The 23,984-nt window shown below is 56.5% G+C and carries 21 protein-coding genes and 1 tRNA gene; 9 read left to right on the top strand and 13 right to left on the bottom strand.

From position 1 onward, the window contains the following. Positions 1–33: 33 nt before the first annotated feature. The 9 genes from dppF to HCH49_RS19185 all read right to left on the bottom strand — a co-directional run bounded on the left by dppF (position 34) and on the right by HCH49_RS19185 (position 10,600). Positions 34–1,047, bottom strand: a complete 1,014-nt coding sequence (dppF, locus tag HCH49_RS19225) for a dipeptide ABC transporter ATP-binding subunit DppF (RefSeq protein ID WP_023309965.1) — start codon at positions 1,045–1,047, stop codon at positions 34–36. Beyond that, positions 1,044–2,027, bottom strand: a complete 984-nt coding sequence (gene dppD / locus HCH49_RS19220) for a dipeptide ABC transporter ATP-binding protein (protein ID WP_008502772.1) — start codon at positions 2,025–2,027, stop codon at positions 1,044–1,046. The genes dppF and dppD overlap by 4 nt, the downstream gene beginning before the upstream one ends. Before the next feature lie 10 nt (positions 2,028–2,037). Then, positions 2,038–2,940 (bottom strand): dipeptide ABC transporter permease DppC, encoded by a 903-nt coding sequence (dppC, locus tag HCH49_RS19215; protein WP_023309963.1) that lies wholly within the window; start codon positions 2,938–2,940, stop codon positions 2,038–2,040. Positions 2,941–2,949: 9 nt separating this feature from the next. Beyond that, positions 2,950–3,969, bottom strand: a complete 1,020-nt coding sequence (gene dppB / locus HCH49_RS19210) for a dipeptide ABC transporter permease DppB (protein WP_023334097.1) — start codon at positions 3,967–3,969, stop codon at positions 2,950–2,952. Between the two features lie 161 nt (positions 3,970–4,130). Continuing rightward, complete coding sequence (gene dppA, locus HCH49_RS19205) at positions 4,131–5,738, bottom strand: dipeptide ABC transporter periplasmic-binding protein DppA (protein ID WP_039261188.1); 1,608 nt, start codon at positions 5,736–5,738, stop codon at positions 4,131–4,133. 620 nt (positions 5,739–6,358) lie between these two features. After that, positions 6,359–6,435: transfer RNA gene (locus HCH49_RS19200), tRNA-Pro, on the bottom strand. Between the two features lie 91 nt (positions 6,436–6,526). After that, a complete protein-coding gene (eptB, locus tag HCH49_RS19195) occupies positions 6,527–8,221 on the bottom strand; it encodes a kdo(2)-lipid A phosphoethanolamine 7''-transferase (RefSeq protein ID WP_039261186.1) in 1,695 nt (564 codons plus the stop codon). Between the two features lie 239 nt (positions 8,222–8,460). Beyond that, positions 8,461–9,663, bottom strand: coding sequence for an MFS transporter (locus tag HCH49_RS19190; RefSeq protein ID WP_033146995.1), 1,203 nt, complete (start codon positions 9,661–9,663; stop codon positions 8,461–8,463). 238 nt (positions 9,664–9,901) lie between these two features. Continuing rightward, entirely contained in the window at positions 9,902–10,600 is a 699-nt protein-coding gene (locus HCH49_RS19185) for an autotransporter domain-containing protein (RefSeq protein WP_033146996.1), read from the bottom strand. Positions 10,601–10,754: 154 nt separating this feature from the next. Here HCH49_RS19185 and tag point away from each other — a divergent pair, with 154 nt between their 5' ends. Both tag and HCH49_RS19175 read left to right on the top strand, forming a co-directional pair. Beyond that, positions 10,755–11,336, top strand: a complete 582-nt coding sequence (gene tag / locus HCH49_RS19180) for a DNA-3-methyladenine glycosylase I (protein ID WP_024909083.1) — start codon at positions 10,755–10,757, stop codon at positions 11,334–11,336. Next, positions 11,314–11,760 (top strand): N-acetyltransferase, encoded by a 447-nt coding sequence (locus tag HCH49_RS19175; RefSeq protein WP_032661790.1) that lies wholly within the window; start codon positions 11,314–11,316, stop codon positions 11,758–11,760. The genes tag and HCH49_RS19175 overlap by 23 nt, the downstream gene beginning before the upstream one ends. On the opposite strand, the gene HCH49_RS19170 is transcribed toward HCH49_RS19175, so the two are convergent. Continuing rightward, positions 11,723–14,002, bottom strand: a complete 2,280-nt coding sequence (locus HCH49_RS19170) for a molybdopterin guanine dinucleotide-containing S/N-oxide reductase (protein WP_260454164.1) — start codon at positions 14,000–14,002, stop codon at positions 11,723–11,725. The genes HCH49_RS19175 and HCH49_RS19170 overlap by 38 nt on opposite strands. A gap of 211 nt (positions 14,003–14,213) precedes the next feature. Here HCH49_RS19170 and HCH49_RS19165 point away from each other — a divergent pair, with 211 nt between their 5' ends. The 6 genes from HCH49_RS19165 to ghrB all read left to right on the top strand — a co-directional run bounded on the left by HCH49_RS19165 (position 14,214) and on the right by ghrB (position 20,319). Beyond that, positions 14,214–14,876, top strand: coding sequence for an OmpA family lipoprotein (locus tag HCH49_RS19165; protein ID WP_221703240.1), 663 nt, complete (start codon positions 14,214–14,216; stop codon positions 14,874–14,876). A 180-nt stretch (positions 14,877–15,056) separates the two neighbouring features. Then, the gene (locus tag HCH49_RS19160) at positions 15,057–16,073 is read left to right on the top strand and encodes a LacI family DNA-binding transcriptional regulator (protein WP_221703238.1); all 1,017 of its coding nucleotides are present in this window, start codon (positions 15,057–15,059) and stop codon (positions 16,071–16,073) included. A 103-nt stretch (positions 16,074–16,176) separates the two neighbouring features. Then, complete coding sequence (locus tag HCH49_RS19155; protein WP_096150896.1) at positions 16,177–16,926, top strand: sugar phosphate isomerase/epimerase family protein; 750 nt, start codon at positions 16,177–16,179, stop codon at positions 16,924–16,926. Positions 16,927–16,929: 3 nt separating this feature from the next. Further along, positions 16,930–17,868 carry a sugar kinase gene (locus HCH49_RS19150; RefSeq protein ID WP_064673784.1) on the top strand — a complete coding sequence of 313 codons (939 nt, stop codon included), beginning with the start codon at positions 16,930–16,932 and terminating at the stop codon, positions 17,866–17,868. 169 nt (positions 17,869–18,037) lie between these two features. After that, a complete protein-coding gene (locus HCH49_RS19145; RefSeq protein WP_047059763.1) occupies positions 18,038–19,318 on the top strand; it encodes an MFS transporter in 1,281 nt (426 codons plus the stop codon). 26 nt (positions 19,319–19,344) lie between these two features. After that, positions 19,345–20,319, top strand: coding sequence for a glyoxylate/hydroxypyruvate reductase GhrB (gene ghrB / locus HCH49_RS19140; RefSeq protein WP_167819042.1), 975 nt, complete (start codon positions 19,345–19,347; stop codon positions 20,317–20,319). Positions 20,320–20,377: 58 nt separating this feature from the next. On the opposite strand, the gene cspA is transcribed toward ghrB, so the two are convergent. Beyond that, complete coding sequence (cspA, locus tag HCH49_RS19135; protein ID WP_003860775.1) at positions 20,378–20,590, bottom strand: RNA chaperone/antiterminator CspA; 213 nt, start codon at positions 20,588–20,590, stop codon at positions 20,378–20,380. Positions 20,591–20,837: 247 nt separating this feature from the next. Further along, positions 20,838–21,548 (bottom strand): DUF3053 domain-containing protein, encoded by a 711-nt coding sequence (locus tag HCH49_RS19130; protein WP_023309949.1) that lies wholly within the window; start codon positions 21,546–21,548, stop codon positions 20,838–20,840. Between the two features lie 331 nt (positions 21,549–21,879). On the opposite strand from HCH49_RS19130, the gene HCH49_RS19125 reads away from it, so the two are divergent. Then, positions 21,880–22,167 (top strand): HTH-type transcriptional regulator, encoded by a 288-nt coding sequence (locus HCH49_RS19125; RefSeq protein WP_029740975.1) that lies wholly within the window; start codon positions 21,880–21,882, stop codon positions 22,165–22,167. A 39-nt stretch (positions 22,168–22,206) separates the two neighbouring features. Here HCH49_RS19125 and HCH49_RS19120 read toward each other — a convergent pair whose 3' ends face one another. Continuing rightward, complete coding sequence (locus HCH49_RS19120) at positions 22,207–23,826, bottom strand: ABC-F family ATP-binding cassette domain-containing protein (RefSeq protein WP_167819041.1); 1,620 nt, start codon at positions 23,824–23,826, stop codon at positions 22,207–22,209. Between the last annotated feature and the right edge of the window lie 158 nt (positions 23,827–23,984).

Raw genomic sequence — 23,984 nt, 5'->3', positions numbered from 1 at the left:
ATAAAAAAACCGGCTTATCGCCGGTTTTTTTCGTTATGCCTGTGGCTTCTCGCCATTTTCATCCTGATCGACCGCGAAGCAGGCAACCAGCTGGCCGCCATAATCCTTCAGCTGCGGCTGGAGCTGGGTACATGGGCCAAAGCGGCGACTGCAGCGGGCGTTGAATGCACATCCCGGAGGCGGATTCAGCGGGCTTGGCAGTTCCCCCGTCAGCTTAATACGCTCACGACGATCGTCCGGGTTCAGACGCGGCGTCGCAGACAGCAGCGCCTGGGTATACGGGTGACGAGGGTTATTAAAGATCTGGTCTTTAGTCCCCTTCTCCACGCAGCGCCCCAGGTACATCACCATCACTTCATCGGCAATATGCTCCACCACCGACAGGTCGTGGGAGATGAACACGTAAGAGAGCCCCAGCTCCTGCTGGAGATCCATCATCAGGTTCAGCACCTGCGCACGCACGGATACGTCGAGCGCGGAGACCGGCTCATCGGCAATCACCACGTCCGGATCGAGCATCAGCCCGCGGGCGATCGCAATACGCTGACGCTGGCCGCCGGAGAACATGTGCGGATAGCGATCGTAATGCTCGGTTTTGAGACCGACCTTCGCCATCATCGCCAGCGCTTTTTCACGGCGCTGCTCTTTGCTCAGATTACTGTTGATGAGCAGCGGCTCTTCCAGAATCTGCCCGACTTTTTTACGCGGGTTCAAAGAACCATACGGGTTCTGGAACACAATCTGGATTTTCTGGCGACGCAGCTTCTGCGCCTGCGGATCGTGCTTGAGCAGATCCTGCCCCTGATAATAGAGCTCCCCGCCGGTCGGCACTTCAATCATCGTCAGCAGACGGCCCAGCGTGGATTTGCCGCAGCCTGACTCCCCCACCACCGCCAGCGTTTTACCGCGTTCGAGGTTAAAGGAGACGCCGTCCAGCGCTTTCACCAGGCGTTCAGGGGCAAACAGCCCCTTCTTCACCGGGTAGTATTTTTTCAGATCGATGGCCTGCAACAACGGTTGTTGCGTGGTGGCCTGTTGCGTACTCATAGTGTTGGCCTCCCGGCATCATCGAGTGGGTAGTGGCATTTCGACTGACGGCCGTCAGCAAGCTGGTTCAGCTCTGGCTCTTCTGCCCGGCATTTGTCCGTTGCATACGGGCAGCGCGGATTGAGCAGACAGCCCTGCGGACGGTCATATTTACCCGGTACCACACCCGGCAGCGATGCCAGACGCGCTTTGTCCTGAGCAAACTCCGGCAGCGCGCGTAAAAGCGCCTGGGTATACGGATGACGCGGCGCGCGGAAAATATCGTGTGAATTCCCGGTCTCGACCACCTGGCCGGCATACATCACGATGATTTTGTGCGCGGCTTCGGCCACCAACGCCAGATCGTGCGTAATCAGCACCAGCGCCATATTCTCTTTCTGCTGCAGCTCCAGCAGCAGTTCGATGATTTGCGCCTGAATGGTCACATCCAGCGCCGTCGTCGGTTCATCCGCAATCAGCAGTTTTGGTCGACAGGCAATCGCCATCGCGATCATCACGCGCTGGCTCATCCCACCGGAGAGCTGGTGCGGGTAAACGTCCAGACGTGATGCCGGGTCAGGAATCCCCACCTGGTTCAGCAGGTCGATCGCGCGCTGACGACGGGTTTTCTTATTCCCGCCCTGATGCACCTTAATCGCTTCCATAATCTGGAAACCAACGGTGTAGCAAGGGTTCAGGCTGGTCATGGGATCCTGGAAAATCATCGCCACTTCGGCGCCCACCAGCTGGCGGCGCTGTTTTTCAGAAATGCGCTTCAGATCCTGACCGTTGAACTGCAGGTTTTCCGCCATCACGCGGCCCGGGTAATCAATCAGCCCCATGATCGCCAGTGAGCTCACTGACTTACCGGAACCGGACTCCCCGACAATGCCAACCACTTCGCCCTGATTTACGCTGTAGCTGATGCGGTCCACGGCGCGAAACGGGGTGCCTTCGTCGCCGAAGTGCACCGATAATTTATCTACATTTAATAACGCCATCTCGTGCCTCTTACTGCTTCAGTTTGGGATCAAGCGCATCACGCAGGCCATCACCCATCAGGTTAAATGCCAGCACCGTCAGCAGAATTGCCAGACCCGGGAAGGTGACAACCCACCAGGCGCTTTGTGCGAACTGCAACACGTCGGAGAGCATGGTGCCCCACTCCGGTGTTGGCGGCTGCGCACCCATGCCCAGGAAGCCAAGAGCGGCCATATCAAGAATGGCGTTAGAGAAACCGAGCGACGCCTGAACAATCAGCGGCGCAAGGCAGTTTGGGAAGATATTCACGAACATCTGACGCATCGCACCGGCACCCGCCACGCGAGAGGCGGTGACGTAATCGCGGTTCACTTCCACCAGCACCGCCGCACGGGTTAAACGCACGTAGTGAGGGAGCGCCACGAAGGTCAACGCCAGCGCGGCATTGCCTATCGACGGGCCGAAGATCGCCACCAGCACCAGCGCCAGCAGCAGGCTTGGCAGCGCCAGCATGATGTCGACGATACGCATGATGATGTTATCAACGATGCCGCCGAAGTAACCGGCAACCAGGCCGAGTACAACGCCCATGATCAGCGACAGCACAACAACGAGACAGCCGACCAGCAGCGACAGGCGCGCGCCGTACATCAGACGCGACAGCACGTCGCGGCCCACGTCATCGGTACCCAGCAGGTGCGCCAGGCTGCCGCCGTCCTGCCACGCAGGCGGGGCGAGCAGCGCATCGCGGAACTGGTCCGCCGGGTTATACGGTGCGAGGAAGTTCGCAAACACCGCGATCAGGATCATGATTACGACATACACCAGCCCTACCACCGCGCCTTTATTGCGCTTGAAGTAGTGCCAGAACTCCTGCAGCGGCGTCATAGGAACCGGTGCAGCGACCACTTTATTTTGAGTGACTTGTGACATGATGGTCCCTTACTTCTTATGACGAATACGCGGGTTCACCACGCCGTACAGCAAATCGACCAGCAGGTTGACGAGGATAATCATCGTCGCGACCAGCAGTACACCGCCCTGCACAACCGGATAGTCACGGCGTTGCAGCGCGTCAATCAGCCAGCGTCCAAGGCCCGGCCAGGAGAAGATGGTTTCGGTCAGGATCGCCCCCGCCAGCAACGTCCCCACCTGAAGGCCGATAACGGTCACCACCGGCAGCATGGCATTACGCAGCGCATGGACGATGATGACGCGCATACGCGTCAGGCCCTTGGCGCGCGCGGTGCGGATATAATCCTCACCCAGCACTTCCAGCATCGATGAACGGGTCATTCGCACGATCACCGCCAGAGGAATGGTGCCCAGCACCATGGCAGGCAGGATCATGTGCGCCACGGCATCAATGAAGTTGCCCTCTTCGCCCCAGATAGCCGTATCGATCAGCATAAATCCGGTGAGCGGGTTGGAGTCATCAAGGAAGACCATATCACTGACGCGCCCGGAGACCGGTGTCAGGTTAAGCTGCACCGATACCAGCATGATCAGCATCATGCCCCACCAGAAGATAGGCATGGAGTAGCCGGTCAGCGCCAGGCCCACGGCGGTGTGGTCAAAAATAGAGCCACGCTTGACGGCAGCCAGTACCCCAACAGGAATACCCACCGCAGTGGCGAAAATCATGGCGCAGACGCCAAGCTCCAGCGTCGCTTTAAAACGCGGCACGAACTCGTCCCACACCGGAAGACGGCTTTTCAGCGAAATCCCTAAATCACCGTGCAATACGCCCCAGATATAGTGGAGGTACTGCTGCCACATCGGCTTATCGAGACCGAGTTCCGCCAGCAGCTGTGCATGGCGCTCAGGGGAAATACCACGCTCGCCCGCCATAATCATTACCGGGTCGCCGGGGATCATATGGACGAAGGCAAAAGTGAGAAGGGTGATACCGATAAACGTGGGGATAACAAGTCCCAGACGTCGGAGGATGAACTGCAACATAACCCGGATTCTCTCTGATGACGCACGACCAGTGGCGTGACGTCTGTATTGCTCACAAATGTAAATTCCCTCTCCTGGCGGGAGAGGGTTAGGGTGAAGGGCGTGCATGCATCCCCTCACCCCTGCCCTCTCCCAGAGGGAGAGGGAGAACACCCTACTTATTATTCAACAGATACGTTTTCGAAGTGGTGTTTGCCCAGTGGATCAACCACGTAGCCCTTCACTTCTTTACGCACTGGCTCGTACACGGTGGAGTGAGCAACAATCAGCGCCGGAGCCTGATCGTGCATAACAACCTGAGCCTGCTTGTACAGTTCAATACGTTTGTTGTGATCGTCGGTCGCACGCGCCGGCTGGATCAGGTCTTCAAACGGCTTGTAGCACCAGCGAGAGTAGTTAGAACCGTCTTTCGCTGCCGCGCAGCTGAACAGGGTGGCGAAGAAGTTGTCCGGATCCCCGTTATCACCGGTCCAGCCCATCATTACCGCCTGGTGCTCACCCGCTTTGGCGCGCTTCAGGTACTCGCCCCACTCGTAGGTCACAATCTTGGCCTGAACGCCAACCTTAGCCCAGTCAGCCTGAACCATTTCCGCCATACGGCGTGCGTTCGGGTTGTATGGACGCTGTACCGGCATCGCCCACAGCTCAACGGTAAAGCCTTTATCCTGGCCCGCTTCTTTCAGCAGCGCTTTCGCTTTCTCAGGATCGTAGGTGTAGTCTTTAACGTCGTCGTTATAACCCCACATGGTTGGTGGGATCAGGTTTTTGGCAGCAACGCCAGCGCCCTGGTAAACCGCCTTGATAATCGCTTCTTTGTTCACCGCGTAGGTCAGCGCCTGACGCACTTTCACGTCATCAAACGGTTTCTTCTCGGTGTTAAAGGAGAGATAGCCCACGTTCAGGCCAGCCTGCTCCAGCAGGTTGATGTTCTTGTCCTGCTTCATGCGGGCGATATCAGCCGGGTTCGGGTACGGCATTACCTGGCATTCGTTTTTCTGCAGTTTTGCATAACGCACTGACGCATCAGGCGTGATGGAGAAGACCAGACGGTCGATCTGCGGCTTGGTTCCCCAGAAGCCTTCGAACGCTTTGTACAGAATGCGGGAGTCTTTCTGGTACTGCAGCAGCTGGAATGGACCGGTGCCGATTGGGTTCAGGTCAACTTTCTCCGGCGTACCGGCTTTCAGCATGTTGTCCGCGTACTCTTTGGAAAGAATTGAAGCGAAGTCCATGGCCAGGTCAGCTAGGAATGGCGCTTCCGGACGCGTCAGCACGAACTGAACCGTTTTATCATCCACTTTTTTCACTTCAGCGATCAGGTCTGGCAGACCCATCCCTTCGAAGTATTCATAGCTGCCGCCAGACACTTTGTGGTACGGGTTCTGAGCGTTTTTCTGACGGTCGAAGGAGAACACAACGTCGTCGGCGTTAAAGTCGCGCGTTGGTTTGAATTCTTTGCTGTCCTGCCACTTCACGCCCTGGCGCAGGTGGAAGGTATAGGTTTTACCGTCTTCGCTGACGTCCCACTTCTCGGCCAGACCCGGAATCACTTCCGTGGTACCGGTTTTGAATTCAACCAGACGGTTATAGATCGGTACAGAGCTTGCGTCGTAAGTCGTACCAGAGGTAAAGAGCTGTGGGTTAAAGCCTTCCGGCGAGCCTTCAGAACAGTAAACCAGGGTTTTTGCCTGTACGCTTGCTGCCACGGTCATAGCCACCAGGCTCAGACCAAGCTTCAGCATCCCTGACTTCTTCAAGGAAATACTCATTATTCTGCTCCAATGTGATGTTTTGCTTTGTTGTGTTACGCCGCCAGACCTTTATTTATTTTTTACCCGGTCCGGTCGGTGATGCCCGAAGGCTTTAAAGGGATGGAGAATCCTTTCAGAAGAGCGTTTGAGTTGCAGCGCAGATCGTCCCTGAAATGCCCCTCATGCCCTACAATCTGTCAACAGAATGTGAAAACGTCAATACAGGTGACGGGGATTTACGCTGAGTGTGAGAAACCGCAAACAAAGATTAAAAAAACTATGTATGCCAGTTTTCAGCAGGGAAATTTATGCTACTCGCTATCTTGCAGCACAAGTCTCTTCATATTTCGCAACAATCAGTGATTAACTTTTATTCAGAATGGGTAAATTTTCTTGCAGAATGGTGATTATCTGAGCACTAAATACCGCGAACGTTAAAACGCACAGCGAAAAATGCTGAGGTTATCCATAAGCAACGCGAAAAAAGATCAATCTATATATAAAAAAATACAATGGATTATGTCACAAAATCGTTAACAGGCAGGGAGAAGCAGGCCTAAGGGGCGTTTTGGATACTCTGACGGGATAAGATCATAATGCAAAAAGGGCTAACCTTGCGGTTAGCCCTTTTCAGAATGTGGTCGGCGAGAGAGGATTCGAACCTCCGACCCACTGGTCCCAAACCAGTTGCGCTACCAAGCTGCGCTACTCGCCGAATGCGGAGCGCATCTTACTGCTGAGGTGCGCCCCCGTCAATCCCTTATTTTCAAAAAGCCATTCAACTGGCGATATTCTCGCCAGGGCAGCTACTGCGCGGCTTTTACGCTGTTATCAGGGAGTTTACACCAGTTGTTGTTTTCGTTAATCCCACCATTCGGTGAGGTATAACCGAGACAACCCATAATGGTGTCGTACAGCTCAACGTGACGACGCGGCACCTTCATCTCCGCCTCTTTTTTCAGCTGAGCAAACATCTTCGCCTTCTCCGGATTTTCAAGATACTTATCCGACATCCACATGATCATCGGCACGCGGAACTGCTCCGGCGGTGCCAGCTTGCGCGGCGTACCGTGCAGGTGCTCTTTCTCGTTGATGGATTCACCGTGGTCTGCCGCGTAAATCACAATCGCTTTTTTATCGCGCAGCTGGTCGATCACCCGACTCAGGAAGGTATCCACGTACAGCACCGAGTTGTCGTAGGCGTTGATCAGCTCCTGCTTGCTGCAGTCTTTATTAATGCCCACGCACTCGGGCTGCCACTTCGCAAAATCACGGGTGTAGCGCTGGTAGTAGCTGTAATGCGACCCTTTGGTATGCAGAATAACCAGATGCTTACCCTGCGGATGGTTCTTGAGGGATTGCGACATCTCTTCCAGCAACAGCATGTCGTCGACGTTTTTGCCGCGGTTACGCGGCTCTGCGCCAATCTGCTCGCGGTACGCAATGTTATCTGCCAGCGTGTTGGTGTAGAACCACATCTCACTTTGCATAGCGAACAGGTCTGAGCTAAACCCAAGCTGCTTCAGCACGGCAAACACGTTCTGCTCTTTCAGCGTGCGTTGCGGGTTATCGCTTGCACCGCCTTCACGCACAAACATGCAGCGCAGCGAGAGCTTGGTTGCGGTATCGCAGGAGTAGCCACGGTAAGCCACCAGGTTTTTCTCCTGCGCCAGCTTTGGCGTGGTGTCCCGGTTATAGCCGAGAATACCCATATGATCCCAGCGCGTCGTTTCGCCGATGACGAAGACGACGTACGTATCATCAATCCCGTCGGCTGGCGGCTGGTAGGTGAATTTTTTCGTTGGATTGATCAGCGATTTCACATCACTGGATTCGTCCGCCTGCGCCCAGGCATACAGACCTAACGCTGACAGCCAGTTAGACGGCAAATACGAGTTTGCCACCACGCCGCCATAGCTTGGCATATCCACGCCCGTCGCTTTTTCAACGCGTTTTTGCTGCGTTTCCATCAGGCGGATTGGCGCCCATACCAGCAGACCAGCCAGCAGGACAACGACGATATTGCGGATCCGCTGTCCACGGGTGCGCAGCTGGCGTAGCAGCGTATAGCGGCACGTATTGTTCCAGATAAAGAACAGCGGTATCAGACAGGTTAAAACTGTCCAGACGATAAAGCCTTTCCCTACCACCTCTTTCGAGAGATCGATATCCGTGGTCATCACCGAGGCAACGATACCGTACCCAATGACCACGTTCATAAAGGTCATGTAATAGCTTGCGGCGGCGGAAATAATCACCACCAGCGAGGCCAAAATTTGCCAGGTACGTCGGCCAAAAAGGGACAGCAGACGTAAGAGGAAGAAGGTAGCGAGGACGGAGCCGAACACTTCAATGGCGGCAAAAATACCATTACTCACGGTAAGGTGTTCAAAATAACCTTCCACTCTTCTGAACAGTACCGCGCCATTCAGAAATAATCCGATATAGACAGCCAGCATCAGACACAATCTTTGCTGGGTAAGAGACCTAATGTATTTCATGCAAACAACCCTGGGGGAAGGGGTATAAAAACCCGACGAATCTCAAAGAGAAAGCGGACAGAGTACGTAAATGCGTAAGGAAGCGTTATTAGAAACGTCTACAAGCGCGATAAGTAGACCACAGCGGGAGAGAAAAGTGGCAGCAGAGAGTGTGATCGGTATAAATTTTTACAAAATATCGAGACGGGAAGCGTCTCGCATAAAGAAAAAAGAGGCCACAGAGGCCTCTTTCATACTGCTTACGCGTGCGCTTCTTTGAATACTTCACGCTGCGGCTGGCGAATCGTGGTCGAGAGCGCCAGCGAGATAATCAGCAGGGCAAATATGACGCAGAAGGTCACGTAGAACCCGCCGAACAGAGAGGCTATCAGCGAGCCGCAGATGCTGCCGATCCCGAAGCCAAGATAGATAACGCCGTAGTTTTTCGCCAGATTGTTCAGGCCAAAGAACTCGCTTACCAGTGACGGGAAGACGGTAATCGTGCCGCCGAAGTTAAAGGCCACGCAGGCAATCGCCGCAAAGAAGGTGGCTTCATTCAGCGGAGCGAACAGCAGCGCCGCCATGCCGACCAGCGAAACCACCTGCCCAATCGTAATCACACGGATGCGGGCAATTTTGTCAGACAGAATACCGAGCACCAGACGACCGGAAAGGTTGGCAATGGAGATGACCGTCACCGCATTCGCCGCCGTAGCCGCATCCAGCTTCACCATCCCCTGCGCGATATCCTTCGCCACACCGATGACATAAAGTCCGCTCATGCAGGCCGTCAGGAACATCACCGCCAGCATCCAGTACTGCGGTTTACGCATGGACTGCGCGAGGGTGAAGTCGTTCTCCACCACGCCGTTAACGGATTTGACCTCCTGCTGCGGCGCATCGGTCATCAGCGTGGCGCCGAACAGAATCATCACCAGCACGATTGCGCCCCAGATCATAAAGGTGTTTTCGAGGCCAACGGACGCCAGCAGATGGGAGTCGATAAATTTGAATCCGAGGCTGCCCAGGCCATAGGAGCCGATGGCGAATGCGGAGATGAGGCCTTTACGCTCCGGGAACCACTTCACGCAGTTCGACAGGGTCAGCAGGTAACCTGCGCCATCGGCCAGACCCACCAGCACGCCGGCGCTCAGCCACAGCATCATCAGGTTGCTGGAATGCGCCGTCAGGAAAAAGCCCAAACCCAGCAGAATGCCGGACGCCATGGTCACACGCTTCACCCCAAAACGCTCCTGCAGCTTGCCCGCGACGGAAGACGAAATCGCCAGCCCCAGGCTCAGCAGACCAAAGGAGAACGCAACCTGGCTGACCGGCGCGCCGAGTTTGTCGGAAAGCGCGCTGTTAAACAGGCTCCAGGTATAGACCGACCCCAGCGCAAACTGGGTGACGATGGTGCCAAAGAGCGTGAGCCAGCGCGTGCGGTTATAAGTTGATGTGTTCATGGCAGTCGTCCTGCAAGAGAAATTAAGGAAGTTCGCTGAGGACAACGATAAACAAAACCTTAATACGCCTGGGGTAAAACGGCATGAAATGCAGGCGGAACGGAATGAAATGCCTGGAAACGGGAATGAATGGCCTGGCCCGGGAATAAAGCGACAGCGTGTTAGTATCCGCTATCGCTGTAAAGCCCGTGGTTGTTGTATTCGAGATGTTATCGTAACGTTTAAAAAAGTAACAACTCTAGAAATTTGCGCTAACGCCGAGGGTGTATAAAAACTCCTCACCGGTGGTGGTGTGCTCCCCCTGAGCCAGCGACGCATAGGCCGCGACGTGCGTATTAAAAGGAATATCCGTTCCCACGGTGACGTCCATCCAGCTACCGTTTTGGGCAGGGGCTGGCGTTTGCGGCATGCCAAACTGCGATTTCCACTGGTTTTCACCAAACTGCTGGTTATAGCTAATCTGCGCCCACGGACGAAGATCGCCGTACTGGGTATTCACGCGCCACCCCAGCGTGCTGACGCTGGCATGCCAGAGCGGGTCGGTGATTGCCTGCGTCGACGCGCTATCACCAAACTCGTTGATCATCATGGGAGCCGTGCCGTCGTATCGCCACGCCACCACCGGACCGGTGGTGATACGCGCTGAAACCGGAAAATTCCAGCCCACGCTCATCGCCCCCTCCGGCGTGCTGCCAGACGGTATATTCAGGGCAAGACCCGGCGCGTTTTGCGAAGACTGAATACGCTCAGCCAGAATATCCTCATAACGCGGTTGGTGATCCGCGTCCCATGTATAGCGTTCCGCCGTATTATTTTGGGCGTCTGAAACGATATATTCCTGTTGCCAGGCAGAAGCTGTATTACAAAAAAACAGGCAGGCTGAAATCCCCACCAGGCCAGAAGCAGCATGGCGACCACTGATTTTTTTTATCATCATCAACGCGACCCCAGAGAGAGCCGAATTCGGCGATATTTGTCGTTATTCAGGAAGAGCTTATAACCCTTGTATTAACTATTGTCTTTATAGTAAACACGTCAAGCCAGTCAGAATGAAAATTTTGCGAAATCAGTATCAATAAGGGAGATGACGGATGGAACGTTGCGGTTGGGTGAGCCAGGATCAGCTTTATATCGACTATCACGATCGGGAATGGGGCGTGCCGGAAACGGATGGCAAAAAACTCTTTGAGATGATCTGTCTGGAGGGCCAGCAGGCGGGGTTGTCATGGATTACGGTACTGAAGAAACGTGAAAACTACCGCAACGCCTTCCACCAGTTCGATCCTGTCGCCGTCGCCGCGATGACCGATGAAGACGTGGAACGCCTGGTGCAGGACGCCGGTATCATCCGTCATCGCGGTAAGATCCAGGCCATCATCGGTAACGCACGCGCTTACCTGGCAATGGAGCAAAACGGCGAATCATTTTCAGATTTTGTCTGGACGTTTGTGAACAACGATCCGCAGGTCACCCAAGCCGCCACGCTCGCGGAAATCCCGGCCTCTACCCCGGCCTCGGATGCGCTCTCGAAGGCCCTGAAAAAACGCGGCTTTAAGTTTGTCGGTTCCACCATCTGCTACGCCTTTATGCAGGCCTGTGGCCTGGTCAACGACCACGTTACCGGCTGCTTCTGTCATCCGGGAGGCCATCATGATCCGCAAATGGCAAAGTGAGAATACCGCGCCGCTTCTGAGCCTGTGGCTTGAAAGCACCACGGAAGCGCATCCGTTTATCGAGCCGGGTTACTGGAAAGAGAATGAAGCCATGGTGCGGGACGTTTACCTGCCGTCGGCGGAAACCTGGGTCTGGGAACAGGATGGCGAGCCATACGGATTTATCAGCGTGATGCAGTCTCAGTTTGTCGGCGCGCTGTTTGTCGCACCGTCATGCATCGGGAAAGGCATCGGGCGCGCGCTGCTGAACCATGTTCAGCAGCGCTTCCCGCACTTAACGCTGGAGGTATATCAGAAAAATGTGCGGGCGGTGAATTTCTACCATGCTCAGGGCTTTCGCATTGAAGACAGCGCCTGGCAGGATGACACTCAGCACCCGACGTGGATCATGAGCTGGCAGGCGGATCAAACGCCGTTAAGGTAAGCTCGGGTCCCTGATATTTTTCTACCCAGGCCAGCGCCGTGTTCCCTGCGCAGCCATTCCCCAGCTTCGAGCTGGGGAGATCTTTGGTCAGCACGTTAACCGCCCCGTTTTTACAGATCCCTCCCTCGGAAGGCTCAAGGTCGGGCCATGCGCCCTGATGAATGCAGATCACGCCCGGTTTAATCCCGTCGCTCACCACCGCCCCTGCCAGCACCTGCCCGCGCGAGTTCCAGACGCGCACCACGTCGCCGTCCGCAATCCCCCGGGCTTTCGCATCAAGGGAATTCAGCGTGACCGGCTCTCGCCCGGCGACCGCATACTGCTCGCGCAGAGACGTATAGTTAAGCTGGCTGTGCAGACGGTGCGCGGGATGCGCAGACAACACCTGCAGCTGTTCCGGCTGGGCGTTGCCGTGCCACTCGTCCGGCTCGAGCCACATAGGGTGTGGCGGGCAGTCGGCATAGCCAAAGCTGGCGATGCGCTCGCTGTGGATCACGATCTTTCCGCTCTCGGTTTTCAGCGGGTGGCTCTCGGGGTCGCGTCGGAAATCGACAAAACGGACAAACTTCGCGTTCTGTTCGCTCTCCGGCATCTCAACGATCTGGTTCGCCTCCCAGAATTCAGCAAATGGCGGAAGCGTCACGCCCTGCGCTGCGCCGCGCTGGCCGGCAATCTGGTAGAAGCTCTCCAGCCATTGCAGATCGCTTTTCCCTTCGGTAAAACGCTCGCGACCGCCCGCTTCCCACAGCTCGCTCAGTTCAGCAAACACGTCAAAATCATCACGCGCTTCGTCTCGCGGGGCCACTACGCGCTTCATCGGGACCATATGCTGGTTGCTGTAGTCGCCGGTCATAGTGAGATCGTTACGCTCAAACGAGGTGGTCGCTGGCAGGACAATATCTGCATGCTTAGCCGAGCCGGTCCAGAAGCACTCGGAAATCACCACCAGCTCCGGCTTTTGCCAGGCGCGGATCAGGCGGTTGGTATCCTGATGGTGCGTGAAGTTCGACCCGCCCGCCCACCATACAAATTTAATGTCCGGGAAGTGGCGGTCCAGACCGTTGTGCTGATAGAAACCGCCCGGGTTTTCCAGGGCTTCAACAATACGCGCCACCGGGATTTTATCCACGGCATCGACGCCGCCCTGCACCGAGCCTTGCAGAGACGCCAGCACCGCCGCTTTACGCGTCGGGTTACCGCCGTTTGCAAAGTGATAGGAGAGACCAAAACCCCCGCCCGGCGTGCCGATTTGCCCAAGCATTGCGGCAAGCGTTACCAGCATCCAGTGTTTTTGCTCGCCAAACTGCTGACGCTGCATTCCCCAGCCGGACATTAACATCGTGGTATTTTTATGGAACAACGCCGCCAGTTCGCGGATTTTCTCCGCAGGAACGCCGCAAATCTCTGCCGCCCACTCTGCCGTTTTCGCCACCCCATCGGATTGACCCGTCAGGTAGTCGGCAAATTTATCGAAGCCGGTGGTACAGCGCGTCAGGAATTCATCATCGTGCCAGCCGTTTTCTACCAGCGTATGGGCGATCCCCAGCATCATCGCCACGTCGGTGCCCATATGGGGAGCAATCCACTCGGCGGTGTCGCCGAAGAAATCCATGGTTTCAGAGCGCATCGGGTCAATGCAGATGATGCGCTTGCCGCTTTTGCGCAGCGCGTCGAAATACCCAATGCCCTGCTCGTCGCTGGCATTCCAGGCAATTTTCAGCGTGTTGAGGGGGTTAGCGCTCCAGAGCACCACCACGTCGGTATGCGCCAGCACCAGCGGCCAGCTGGTCTGCTGCTGGTACACTTCGTTCCCCCCAACGACGTACGGCATGATCGCCTGCGCCGCGCCGGTGGAGTAATCCCCGAGATGGCCGGTATAGCCTCCCGCCAGGCTCATGTAGCGCTGCAGCAGCGTCGAGGCCTTGTGCAGCACGCCGTTCGAACGCCAGCCGTAAGATCCGGCAAAAATGGACGACGGACCGTAAGTGTCGCGAATGCGCTTATGCTGGGCGTGGATCAGCGCCAGCGCGTCATCCCAGCTCACGCGAACAAACTCATCCTGACCGCGGATCCCCTGCGGTTTATCCGGCGAGGCCAGAAAACCTTTACGCACCATCGGCCAGCGCACGCGCGTTTTGCTGTGCACCTGATCTCGAACGACGGTCTGTAACGAGTTGGGATATTGGGTTGGCAGTGCCCCGCGGGACGACAGAACATTTTCGCCATCGGTTTCGACCAGCATCGGCCCCCAGTGGGCGGCGGTCAGAATGGTTTTCGTTGAGGTGCTCAAGCGTGCGCTCCTGGTTGCGTGCAGGTTTACGGCCTTCTTTCTGAGGCAGTTTATGGTTTGTCACAAATTTCAGAGTTATACCCGGAATTTTCTCCGTATCTGGACGTCATAATCAACTGCCACGCTCGCCGTGGCAAAGAATAAAAAGGATTAAGGAAAGAAGATGAAAAAACGCGTACTCGTTATTGCCGCTCTGGTGAGCGGTGCACTGGCTGTTTCTGGCTGCACAACTAACCCTTACACCGGTGAGCGTGAAGCGGGTAAATCCGGCATTGGCGCGGGTATCGGCTCGCTGGTCGGCGCAGGCGTGGGGGCGCTCTCCTCCTCCAAGAAAGACCGCGGTAAAGGCGCGCTGATTGGCGCAGCGGCGGGCGCGGCGCTGGGTGGCGGCGTCGGCTATTACATGGACGTGCAGGAAGCGAAGCTGCGCGACAAAATGAAGGGAACCGGCGTGAGCGTGACGCGCAGCGGCGATAACATCATCCTGAATATGCCGAACAACGTGACCTTCGACAGCAGCAGCGCAACGCTGAAACCCGCGGGCGCGAACACGCCCACCGGCGTGGCGATGGTGCTGAAAGAGTACAACAAGACCGCCGTGAACGTGATGGGCTACACCGACAGCACCGGCAGCCAGGATCTGAACATGCGTCTGTCCCAGCAGCGCGCCGATGCCGTAGCCAGCTCGCTGATTACCCAGGGCGTTGAAGCCAACCGCATCCGCACAAGCGGCATGGGCCCTGCCAACCCTATCGCCAGCAACAGCACGGCGGAAGGCAAAGCGCAGAACCGCCGCGTTGAGATTACGTTAAGCCCAATTCAGTAGGTAAAAGCAAAACGGCAACGCTCGTTGCCGTTTTTAGTGGTTGCACCCTCTCCCGTGGGAGAGGGTTGGGGTGAGGGCACCAGACCGCACCCTCCGGTAAGCGCAGCGCCACCGGGCAAATTACTTGATTCGTCTGATTTTCCCGTTAAGGTATTCTCACTAAATTCAGGGAAATCAGCGATGAGCAAACCAGCCCGGGCCACCATTAGCGACGTGGCGAAAGCCGCCAAAACCGGTAAAACCAGCATTTCGCGCTACCTTAACGGCGAGAAACACCTGCTGTCCGACGCATTGCTGGCGCGCATTGAGCAGGCCATTGCCGATCTCGACTACCGTCCCAGCCTCATGGCGCGCGGGCTCAAACGCGGCCGCACCCGCCTTATCGGGCTTATCATCGCCGATATCACCAACCCCTATTCCGTTAACGTCCTCAGCGGTATTGAAGCCGCCTGTCGCGAGAAGGGCTTCACGCCGCTGGTCTGTAATACCAACAACGAAGTCGACCAGGAGCTGCATTACCTCGATCTGCTGCGCAGCTATCAGGTCGAAGGGATTGTGGTTAACGCGGTGGGCATGCGGGAAGAGGGTTTAAATCGCCTGCAGCAATCCTCCCTGCCCATGGTCCTCATCGACCGTAAAATCCCGGAATTTGCCTGCGATGTGGTCGGGCTGGATAACACCCAGGCCGCCACGACCGCCACCGAACATCTGATCGAACAGGGCTTCGAGGCCATTCTGTTTCTGAGCGAACCGTTAGGGATGGTCAATACCCGTCGCGAGCGCCTGAGCGCATTTCGCACCACGCTGGAGCGATATCCCGGCGTGATCGCCGAAAATGCCGAAACGCCGCTTCACGAAGCCGACCAACTTGATAACACCCTGCGCCAGTTCCACACGCGCCATCGCGGGATGCGCAAAGCCGTTATCTCCGCAAACGGGGCGCTGACGCTTCAGGTCGCCCGCTCGCTCAAGCGCATTGGCCTGCACTGGGGCAGCGATATCGGTCTGCTGGGGTTTGATGAACTGGAGTGGGCGGAGCTGGCGGGCGTCGGCATTACGACCCTCAAACAGCCCACCTGGCAGATTGGCTATGCTGCTGTTCAACAAGTGGTTCGCCGCATTGAAGGCACCAGCGATGCCGTTCGCGAGCAGGTCTTCTCCGGCGAGCTGATCGTTCGCGGCTCCACGGCGCGTTAATTTTCCCTTGTGATACCGATCATAAATTCAACATCCTGACCTTTTCTTTGGAACCGGTTCCATCTAGCGTAATAGTATTGATATGTTGCGATGGAGTCCGAAGATGGGCAGGAAAATTATGGTGGTCACCGCCGCGTACGGTGCGGAACAGGTGCGACAGGCAGGCGGTCAGCGGGCGATGCTTCCCGTTATTGCAGGCGCAGGGGCAGACGGCGTGGAGATCCGCCGGGAACTGTTCAGCAGCGAAGAGCTGCTGACGCTGCCTGCGCTGGGAGAATCGATTGAGCTGCTCGGCCTGCTGGCGTGCTACTCCGCCCCCGCCGCCCTGTTTATGCCCGACGGCACCCTCAACCCGGACCTGACCCGCTATCTCTCTGAGGCTAGCACCCTGAACGCCCTGTGGCTGAAGGTTTCCCTGGGCCATTTCCGCGACGCGCAGCCTCTCGACGCCCTGCGTACCCTGCTGAACGCAAGCGGCATGGCGCTGGTCGTGGAGAACGATCAGACCGACTGCGGACAGCTCGCGCCGATGCAGCGCTTCCAGGCCGCCTGTCGGGAAATGGCCTTACCCGTCACGCTGACCTTCGACATGGGCAACTGGCTGTGGGTCGGTGATTCCCCCGAAGAGGCCGCGCGTAATCTGGCCCCTGCGGTGAGCTATATCCACGTGAAAGCCGCCGTGCCGCATAAAGATAACTTCCGCGCCGTGGCGCCGGACCACGCTGATGCGCGCTGGCTGGATCTGCTTGGCCAGCTGCCTGCCGATGCCCCGCGCGGTATCGAGTTCCCGCTGGAAGGGACGGATTTAACCGCCGTTACCCGCCATTACGTCAACCTGCTGCGCGAGGAGTAAGCCATGCACAAGACGCTGGATGTCATCACGATCGGCGAGGCCATGGCGATGTTTGTCGCCACCGAAACGGGCGAGCTGAGCGCGGTAGAGCACTTTATCAAACGCGTGGCGGGCGCAGAGCTGAACGTCGCAACCGGCCTGGCGCGTCTCGGCCTGAACGTGGGCTGGGTCAGCCGCGTGGGGGACGATAGCTTTGGCCATTTCGTTCTCGACTCGCTGAAAAAAGAGGGGATTGATGCCGCGGGCGTCACCCTTGATGCACGCTTCCCTACCGGCTTTCAGCTTAAATCAAAGGTCGAAAATGGAACCGATCCCATCGTTGAGTATTTCCGTAAGGGATCGGCCGCAAGCCACCTCTCAGTGGCGGATTACCACGCCGACTATTTCGCCTCCGCGCGCCATCTGCACCTCAGCGGCGTGGCGGCAGCGCTGTCTGCCAGCTCGTATGAACTGCTGGATCACGCGGCAGCCACTCTGAAAGCCCAGGGAAAAACGATCTCTTTCGATCCGAACCTGCGCCCGGTGCTGTGGAAAAGCGAAGCGGAAATGGTCGAGAAGCTCAACCGTCTGGCGTTCAGAGCGGACTGGGTTCTGCCGGGCCTGAAAGAAGGGATGATCCTGACCGGCGAAAGCACACCGGAGGGCATTGCCGATTTCTACCTGAATAAAGGAGTAAAAGCGGTGGTGCTGAAGACCGGCGCCGATGGCGCATGGTTTAAGACGGCCGACGGCGAACAGGGCGCGGTCGCGGCGGTCAAGGTTGAGAACGTGGTCGACACCGTCGGCGCGGGCGACGGTTTTGCCGTGGGCGTGATTAGCGCCCTGCTGGAAGGCAAAACGCTGCCGCAGTCCGTGGAGCGAGGCAACAAGATTGGCTCGCTGGCCATTCAGGTGCAGGGCGACAGCGAAGGATTACCCACGCGAGCAGAGCTTAACGAATAAACATCCCCCTCACCCTAACCCTCTCCCCAGAGGGGAGAGGGAATGACTTGCTCCCTCTCCCCTCTGGGGAGAGGGCCGGGGTGAGGGGCATAAATCGCACTCAGCAAAACAAGCCACCGTGTACCCTACAGACAACGGCGGTAACAACCTCAACAACAGAGGCAAGCCTATGAACAGTTCGACCAATGCAGTAAAACGCTGGTGGTACATCATGCCAATCGTGTTTATCACGTACAGCCTGGCGTACCTTGACCGTGCCAACTTCAGCTTCGCGTCCGCGGCGGGGATCACAGAGGACCTTGGCATCACCAAAGGTATCTCCTCCCTGCTGGGTGCCCTTTTCTTCCTGGGCTACTTCTTCTTCCAGATCCCCGGCGCGATTTACGCGGAACGCCGCAGCGTGCGTAAGCTGATCTTCGTCTGTCTGATCCTGTGGGGCGCCTGCGCGTCACTGACCGGCGTGGTGAACAATATTCCTGCCCTGGCCGCCATTCGCTTTATCCTCGGCGTCGTTGAGGCGGCGGTCATGCCGGCGATGCTGATCTACATCAGCAACTGGTTTACCAAATCTGAACGCTCGCGCGCGAATACCTTCCTGATCCTCGGTAACCCGGTGACGGTGCTGTGGATGTCGGTGGTGTCTGGCTACCTGATACAGTCCTTCGGCTGGCGCGAGATGTTTATTATCGAAGGGGTCCCGGCAGTGATCTGGGCATTCTGCTGGTGGGTGCTGGTAAAAGATAAACCTGCCCAGGCGAAATGGCTTTCCGAAGATGAAAAAGCGGCGCTGCAGGCGCAGCTGGATAAAGAACAGCAAGGCCTGAAGGCGGTACGCAACTACGGTGAAGCCTTCCGCTCGCGTAACGTGATCCTGCTCTGCGCGCAGTACTTTACCTGGAGCATTGGCGTGTACGGCTTTGTGCTGTGGCTGCCGTCGATTATCCGCAGCGGCGGCGAAAACCTCGGCATGGTAGAAGTGGGCTGGCTCTCTTCCGTACCGTATCTGGCCGCGACCATCGCCATGATCGTCGTCTCATGGGCGTCGGACAAGCTGCAGAACCGAAAAATGTTTGTCTGGCCGCTGCTGCTGATCGCTGCTTTTGCCTTCATCGGCTCGTGGGCCGTGGGTGCAAATCACTTCTGGGCCTCTTATACCCTGCTGGTGGTCGCCGGTGCCGCCATGTATGCCCCGTACGGTCCGTTCTTTGCCATCATCCCGGAAATGCTGCCGCGTAACGTCGCGGGTGGCGCGATGGCGCTGATTAACAGTATGGGTGCGCTGGGGTCGTTCTGCGGCTCCTGGTTCGTCGGCTACCTGAACGGTGCCACCGGCAGCCCGTCCGCATCGTACATCTTTATGGGGGTGGCGCTTTTCGCCTCCGTGTGGCTTACTCTGATTGTTAAGCCTGCTAATAATCAACAGCATCCTGTCGGCGCACGCCACGCCTGAATCCTTAAAAATCAACGGAGATTAGCATGAAGCCGTCCGTCATTTTGTACAAAGCACTGCCGGAAGATCTGCAGAAACGCCTTGAAGAACACTTCACCGTCACGCTGGTGAAGAACCTGAGCCCGGAAACCGTGGCGCAGCACGCCGAAGCGTTCGCCAGCGCCGAAGGCCTGCTGGGTTCAAGCGAGAAAGTGGATGTCGCCCTGCTGGAGAAAATGCCGAAGCTTCGTGCTACCTCTACCGTTTCCGTGGGTTACGACAATTTCGATGTGGATGCCCTGAACGCCCGCAAGATCCTGCTGATGCACACCCCCCATGCCCTGACGGAAACCGTGGCCGATACGCTGATGGCGCTGGTACTCACCACGGCCCGTCGCGTGGTGGAAGTGGCCGAGCGCGTGAAAGCGGGCGAATGGACAAAAAGCATTGGACCGGACTGGTTCGGCGTGGACGTTAACGGCAAAACGCTGGGCATTGTTGGCATGGGGCGCATTGGGCTGGCACTGGCGCAGCGCGCGCATTTTGGTTTTAACATGCCGATTCTGTATAACGCGCGTCGCCATCACGGTGAAGCCGAAGAACGCTTCAACGCCCGTTACTGCGAGCTGGATACTCTGCTGCAGGAAGCCGATTTTGTTTGTCTGGTTCTGCCGCTGACGGACGAAACGCGTCATCTGATTGGCAAATCCGCATTTGAAAAAATGAAGAAATCCGCCATTTTCATCAACGCGGGTCGTGGCCCGGTGGTAGATGAGAAGGCGCTGATTGAAGCCCTGCAGAACGGTGAGATCCATGCCGCAGGTCTGGACGTGTTTGAACAGGAGCCGCTGCCGGTGGACTCCCCGCTGCTGACAATGCCAAACGTCGTCGCCCTGCCCCACATCGGCTCAGCCACCCATGAGACGCGCTACAACATGGCGGCCACTGCGGTCGATAACCTTATCGCCGCCCTAAGCGGAAAGGTGGAGATAAACTGCGTGAACCCGCAGGTGCAACAATAGAAATGAAAAAACCCGCCAGAAGGCGGGTTTTTGAATTTTGTGCTACTGGGTTGGAAGCTTACAGGCTTACAACGTTACCAGCTGCTGGGCCTTTAGCGCCGCTTTCGATGGTGAAGGAAACTTTCTGACCTTCATCCAGAGATTTGTAGCCATCGTTCTGGATAGCAGAGAAGTGTACGAACACGTCTTTAGAGCCATCGTCAGGAGTGATGAAGCCGAAACCTTTATCAGCGTTGAACCATTTTACCAGACCAGTCATTTTAGCAGACATAGAAATTACCTTATTAACAAATATATTGAGCCTTCCGGCTTGATGGATTGCGTTACAGATTTTTAAGCGATGAAGGAAGGGTCACAACGAAGGGTATCTATGGATAACAATCTGGACTGCTTTACTAAACTGCTTTAGGTCTGTGTAACAAACCGACGGGGATAGTTATACCGATGTGGTAGAAGAATGACAAGCGTTATTTTCGATAAGCATAAAAAAACCCCGCCAGGCGCGGGGTTTTTTCGGTTTATTCTGTGGCCGTGACTGCGGCACTCCAGGCCTGGCTAAAGGCCTGATGCTGTGAGGCCAGCGGCCCAATCAGCGTATTGTACTGGCTTGCCTGCTGCGAGGTCGGGAACTGAATGCCGTTGGCAACAAAGCTCACCTGAGTATCCTGCTGGGCAATAAAGTCGCCCACCTGAACCAGCTGCTGCGTGAAGATTTGCGCGGCCGGAATCAGCGGTTGCAGCGCTTCAGACGGTTTCGTCACCACTTTCTCATACACTTTGTCGAAGACAGGTTTGAGATCGTCACCCTGCTTCAGCGCAGAACGTGACGCGTCAGCCTGCATTTTCGCATTCTGCAACTGCTGGCTCAGTACGCCAAGCGCACCGTTGGACTGGCGAAGCGGTTCACGCTGCGTCATATAATCCTGCGGAACGCGAATGGCGTTCACGCTATCCACTACCGGACGGATACCGGAATCCATCGCCTGGCTCACCTGCTGTGAATAACCATAAAGAATGGCGTAATCGGACACGAAGGGGCCAAACTGTTTTTTCTGATCCGCAGTCAGCGTCGGCAACCGCTCGCCGCTGCGCATCACTGTATTCTGCAGAAAATCGATAAACGCTTTGCGCTGATCGCCTTCTTTATCAAAACACCCACTCAGGCTAACAACCATCAACAACGCCGCAATAGGCGCAAACCAGCGAGAGCAGGACTTTCCTGTCGCCATTTTATTACTCCTTTCACCCAAAAAAGCGCACACCGGCACACGCGTGCCCGACGCTGACAAGGATAGTCCAGGTCAGCCTTGCAAGATACTCTTTTCATGCAAAACGGCTATTGCCGATTTATTTCTTACCATTTACAAAAAAATACCTGCCGAAGCCGACATATGACTAATCAGGTAATTAGCATAACTATCCATATCGCTGAATCGGGTAAAGCGATAGTTACCGCACGATTAATCACACCCGTGACGATCCTGAGTTCGTATTAGGGACTATTCTTAACTGGCTCTCTGATGTTCTTGATCACGATGTGAGATTTAAGAGGAGTCCTCAATGGAATATAAAGATCCTGAGTTTGAACTGCTGAGCAGTCTGGAACAGATCATTTTTAAAGACGTACCGCAGGCGATTACCCTGCAACAAAAATCCAATCCCTTTACAGAATATGAGCAATTGCGCAAAGGGACAGGACTGAAAACAGAAGAATTCGCCAGAGCGATGGGTGTCAGCGTGGCTATGGTGCAGGAGTGGGAGTCAAAACGTGAGAAACCCACCCCAACCGAGTTAAGGCTGATGCGCCTGATTCAGGCCAACCCTGCACTCAGCAAACAGATAGCGTAGTGAAGATTGAATGCCCCCGCCTTTGCGGGGGCTTGTGTTTTAAAGGCTCTCGCAACGCCAGCCCGCCTCTTCCCACACCCATTCATGCGTTAACGTTAAGCCTCTTAGAAAAGCCTCATCGTGTGATACCACCAGCAAAGCCCCAGGGAAACCGGCCAGCGCCGCTTCAATGGCCTGGACCGAGGCCAAATCCAGATGGTTGGTCGGTTCATCCAGCAGCAGAAGCTGCGTAGCCTCCGCGCGCCACAGCACGCAGGCCAGAGCGGCCTTAAGACGCTCGCCGCCGCTCAGCTCCGCAAGCGGGAGCGTCACTTTGTCGGCACCCAGTTGAAGCTGCGCCAGACGGGTTCGCAATACCCCCTCTTCCAGAGGCGTATGACTCAGGTTGAGATGCGTCATGACCGACTGCGAAAGATCGAGCCGGGAAAGATGCTGGTCGAGATAAGCGCAGCTGACGGAAACCTTACAGGTACCCGAACGGGGGGCTATCTCGCCGAGGAGGGTTTTTAACAGCGTCGATTTTCCGCAGCCGTTCGGTCCCTTTAACGCCACGCGCATCGGTCCGTCCATCCGCAAGTTGAGCGGAGGAACAGGCACATGCGGCAGCACCAGATCCTCCAGCACCAGTACCTGCTTCCCGTCCGGGATCTGACTCCCCGGCAGGGTGAACATTACCGGGTTATCTTCTTCAACGCGTTCACGCGCCTTTTTTACCGCGGCGTTGAGGGCTTCATTTTGCTCGCTGTGCTGTTTTTTCCAGGAGCCGATCCGCTCCTTTGCCGCGCCTTTATATTTGACCCGCTCGAACGACGCGATATTCAGGGTATCAACGGTGCGCAATGTCTTTGCCGAACGCCGCTGGCTGTCATCATGCTCTTTTTGCATGCGTGCCCGAGTGCGTTTGCGCTCGGTTGCAGCATGTTCCAGCGACGCGCGGGCCGCCTGCTGTTCGGCATCGCGCTGGGTTTGATAATCCGCATAATTCCCGCCGTAGCTGCGCAGGTCCGAGGCGCTCAGTTCAAGGATACGCGGCACCTGGGCCAGCAACTCACGGTCATGGGAAGCCACCAGCACGCCGCCCTGAAAACGGCTGAGCTGGTCGTAGAACCACGCCCGGCCCTGTCGGTCCAGATGGTTAGTGGGCTCGTCCAGCAGCATGAAATCGGCTTCAGCCGTAAACGCCCCGCACAGCAGGGCGCAAATGCGCTCGCCGCCGCTGAGCTCACCGGCGGGTTTATCCGGGTCAAACGGCGGGAGATTCGCATTGATAAACGCTTCGCTCAGACGCTCGGCGACATCCCAGCGGCCGTCGAGCGTGTCCAGATCGTCAGGCTGGTAATTGCCGCTGTCGATGCGCTTACGCGCCGCAAAAATAGCGTCATACCCGAGCAGTTCAGCAAGCGTCGTCTGCGGCGAAATGACGTGCTGCTGCGCCACCCAGGCATGCGAGCCAAAGCGTTCAATATGACCGGAAGCCGGTTCGTCCAGCCCCGCCAGCAGACGCAGCAGACGCGTTTTCCCGCTGCCGTTGCGGCCAACCAGCGCGCACAGGGCGGGTTCCAGCGTGAGATTCAGCGGACCAAAAAGGGTATCGCCAGTCGGAAACTGACAGGTGACCTGATGCAAAATAAAAGAAGGGGACTGCGCAAAATGAGCCATAAGCACTCCTGAATGAAATCAAAACATCCCCTGCCGACGCGGTGGCGTTTAGCAAGGATCGAAATTCATCAGTCGTGTTTGTTCATTTTTGGGGGGCGCTCCAGCGCGAGAAAGTTAACGCGTTAAGGATAGCGGTAATGTGTTGAAGGTTTCAAGGT

This window comes from Enterobacter sp. Y17, from assembly GCF_019730495.1.
Classification (GTDB): domain Bacteria; phylum Pseudomonadota; class Gammaproteobacteria; order Enterobacterales; family Enterobacteriaceae; genus Enterobacter; species Enterobacter asburiae_B.
The sequence above is the reverse complement of the archived record's forward strand: the minus strand, read 5'-3'. Positions and strand labels throughout refer to the sequence as shown.

Bases quoted from the DNA above. Each gene is read 5' to 3' on its own strand.
- HCH49_RS19120 (WP_167819041.1), bottom strand. From the start codon at position 23,826: ATGGCTCATTTTGCGCAGTCCCCTTCTTTTATTTTGCATCAGGTCACC.
- HCH49_RS19175 (WP_032661790.1), top strand. From the start codon at position 11,314: ATGATCCGCAAATGGCAAAGTGAGAATACCGCGCCGCTTCTGAGCCTG.
- dppA (WP_039261188.1), bottom strand. From the start codon at position 5,738: ATGAGTATTTCCTTGAAGAAGTCAGGGATGCTGAAGCTTGGTCTGAGC.
- HCH49_RS19125 (WP_029740975.1), top strand. From the start codon at position 21,880: ATGGAATATAAAGATCCTGAGTTTGAACTGCTGAGCAGTCTGGAACAG.
- HCH49_RS19130 (WP_023309949.1), bottom strand. From the start codon at position 21,548: ATGGCGACAGGAAAGTCCTGCTCTCGCTGGTTTGCGCCTATTGCGGCG.
- dppF (WP_023309965.1), bottom strand. From the start codon at position 1,047: ATGAGTACGCAACAGGCCACCACGCAACAACCGTTGTTGCAGGCCATC.
- HCH49_RS19155 (WP_096150896.1), top strand. From the start codon at position 16,177: ATGGGCAGGAAAATTATGGTGGTCACCGCCGCGTACGGTGCGGAACAG.
- cspA (WP_003860775.1), bottom strand. From the start codon at position 20,590: ATGTCTGCTAAAATGACTGGTCTGGTAAAATGGTTCAACGCTGATAAA.
- HCH49_RS19170 (WP_260454164.1), bottom strand. From the start codon at position 14,002: ATGCTGGTCGAAACCGATGGCGAAAATGTTCTGTCGTCCCGCGGGGCA.
- ghrB (WP_167819042.1), top strand. From the start codon at position 19,345: ATGAAGCCGTCCGTCATTTTGTACAAAGCACTGCCGGAAGATCTGCAG.
- dppC (WP_023309963.1), bottom strand. From the start codon at position 2,940: ATGTCACAAGTCACTCAAAATAAAGTGGTCGCTGCACCGGTTCCTATG.
- eptB (WP_039261186.1), bottom strand. From the start codon at position 8,221: ATGAAATACATTAGGTCTCTTACCCAGCAAAGATTGTGTCTGATGCTG.
- HCH49_RS19160 (WP_221703238.1), top strand. From the start codon at position 15,057: ATGAGCAAACCAGCCCGGGCCACCATTAGCGACGTGGCGAAAGCCGCC.
- HCH49_RS19145 (WP_047059763.1), top strand. From the start codon at position 18,038: ATGAACAGTTCGACCAATGCAGTAAAACGCTGGTGGTACATCATGCCA.
- HCH49_RS19150 (WP_064673784.1), top strand. From the start codon at position 16,930: ATGCACAAGACGCTGGATGTCATCACGATCGGCGAGGCCATGGCGATG.
- tag (WP_024909083.1), top strand. From the start codon at position 10,755: ATGGAACGTTGCGGTTGGGTGAGCCAGGATCAGCTTTATATCGACTAT.
- HCH49_RS19190 (WP_033146995.1), bottom strand. From the start codon at position 9,663: ATGAACACATCAACTTATAACCGCACGCGCTGGCTCACGCTCTTTGGC.
- HCH49_RS19165 (WP_221703240.1), top strand. From the start codon at position 14,214: ATGAAAAAACGCGTACTCGTTATTGCCGCTCTGGTGAGCGGTGCACTG.
- HCH49_RS19185 (WP_033146996.1), bottom strand. From the start codon at position 10,600: ATGATGATAAAAAAAATCAGTGGTCGCCATGCTGCTTCTGGCCTGGTG.
- dppB (WP_023334097.1), bottom strand. From the start codon at position 3,969: ATGTTGCAGTTCATCCTCCGACGTCTGGGACTTGTTATCCCCACGTTT.
- dppD (WP_008502772.1), bottom strand. From the start codon at position 2,027: ATGGCGTTATTAAATGTAGATAAATTATCGGTGCACTTCGGCGACGAA.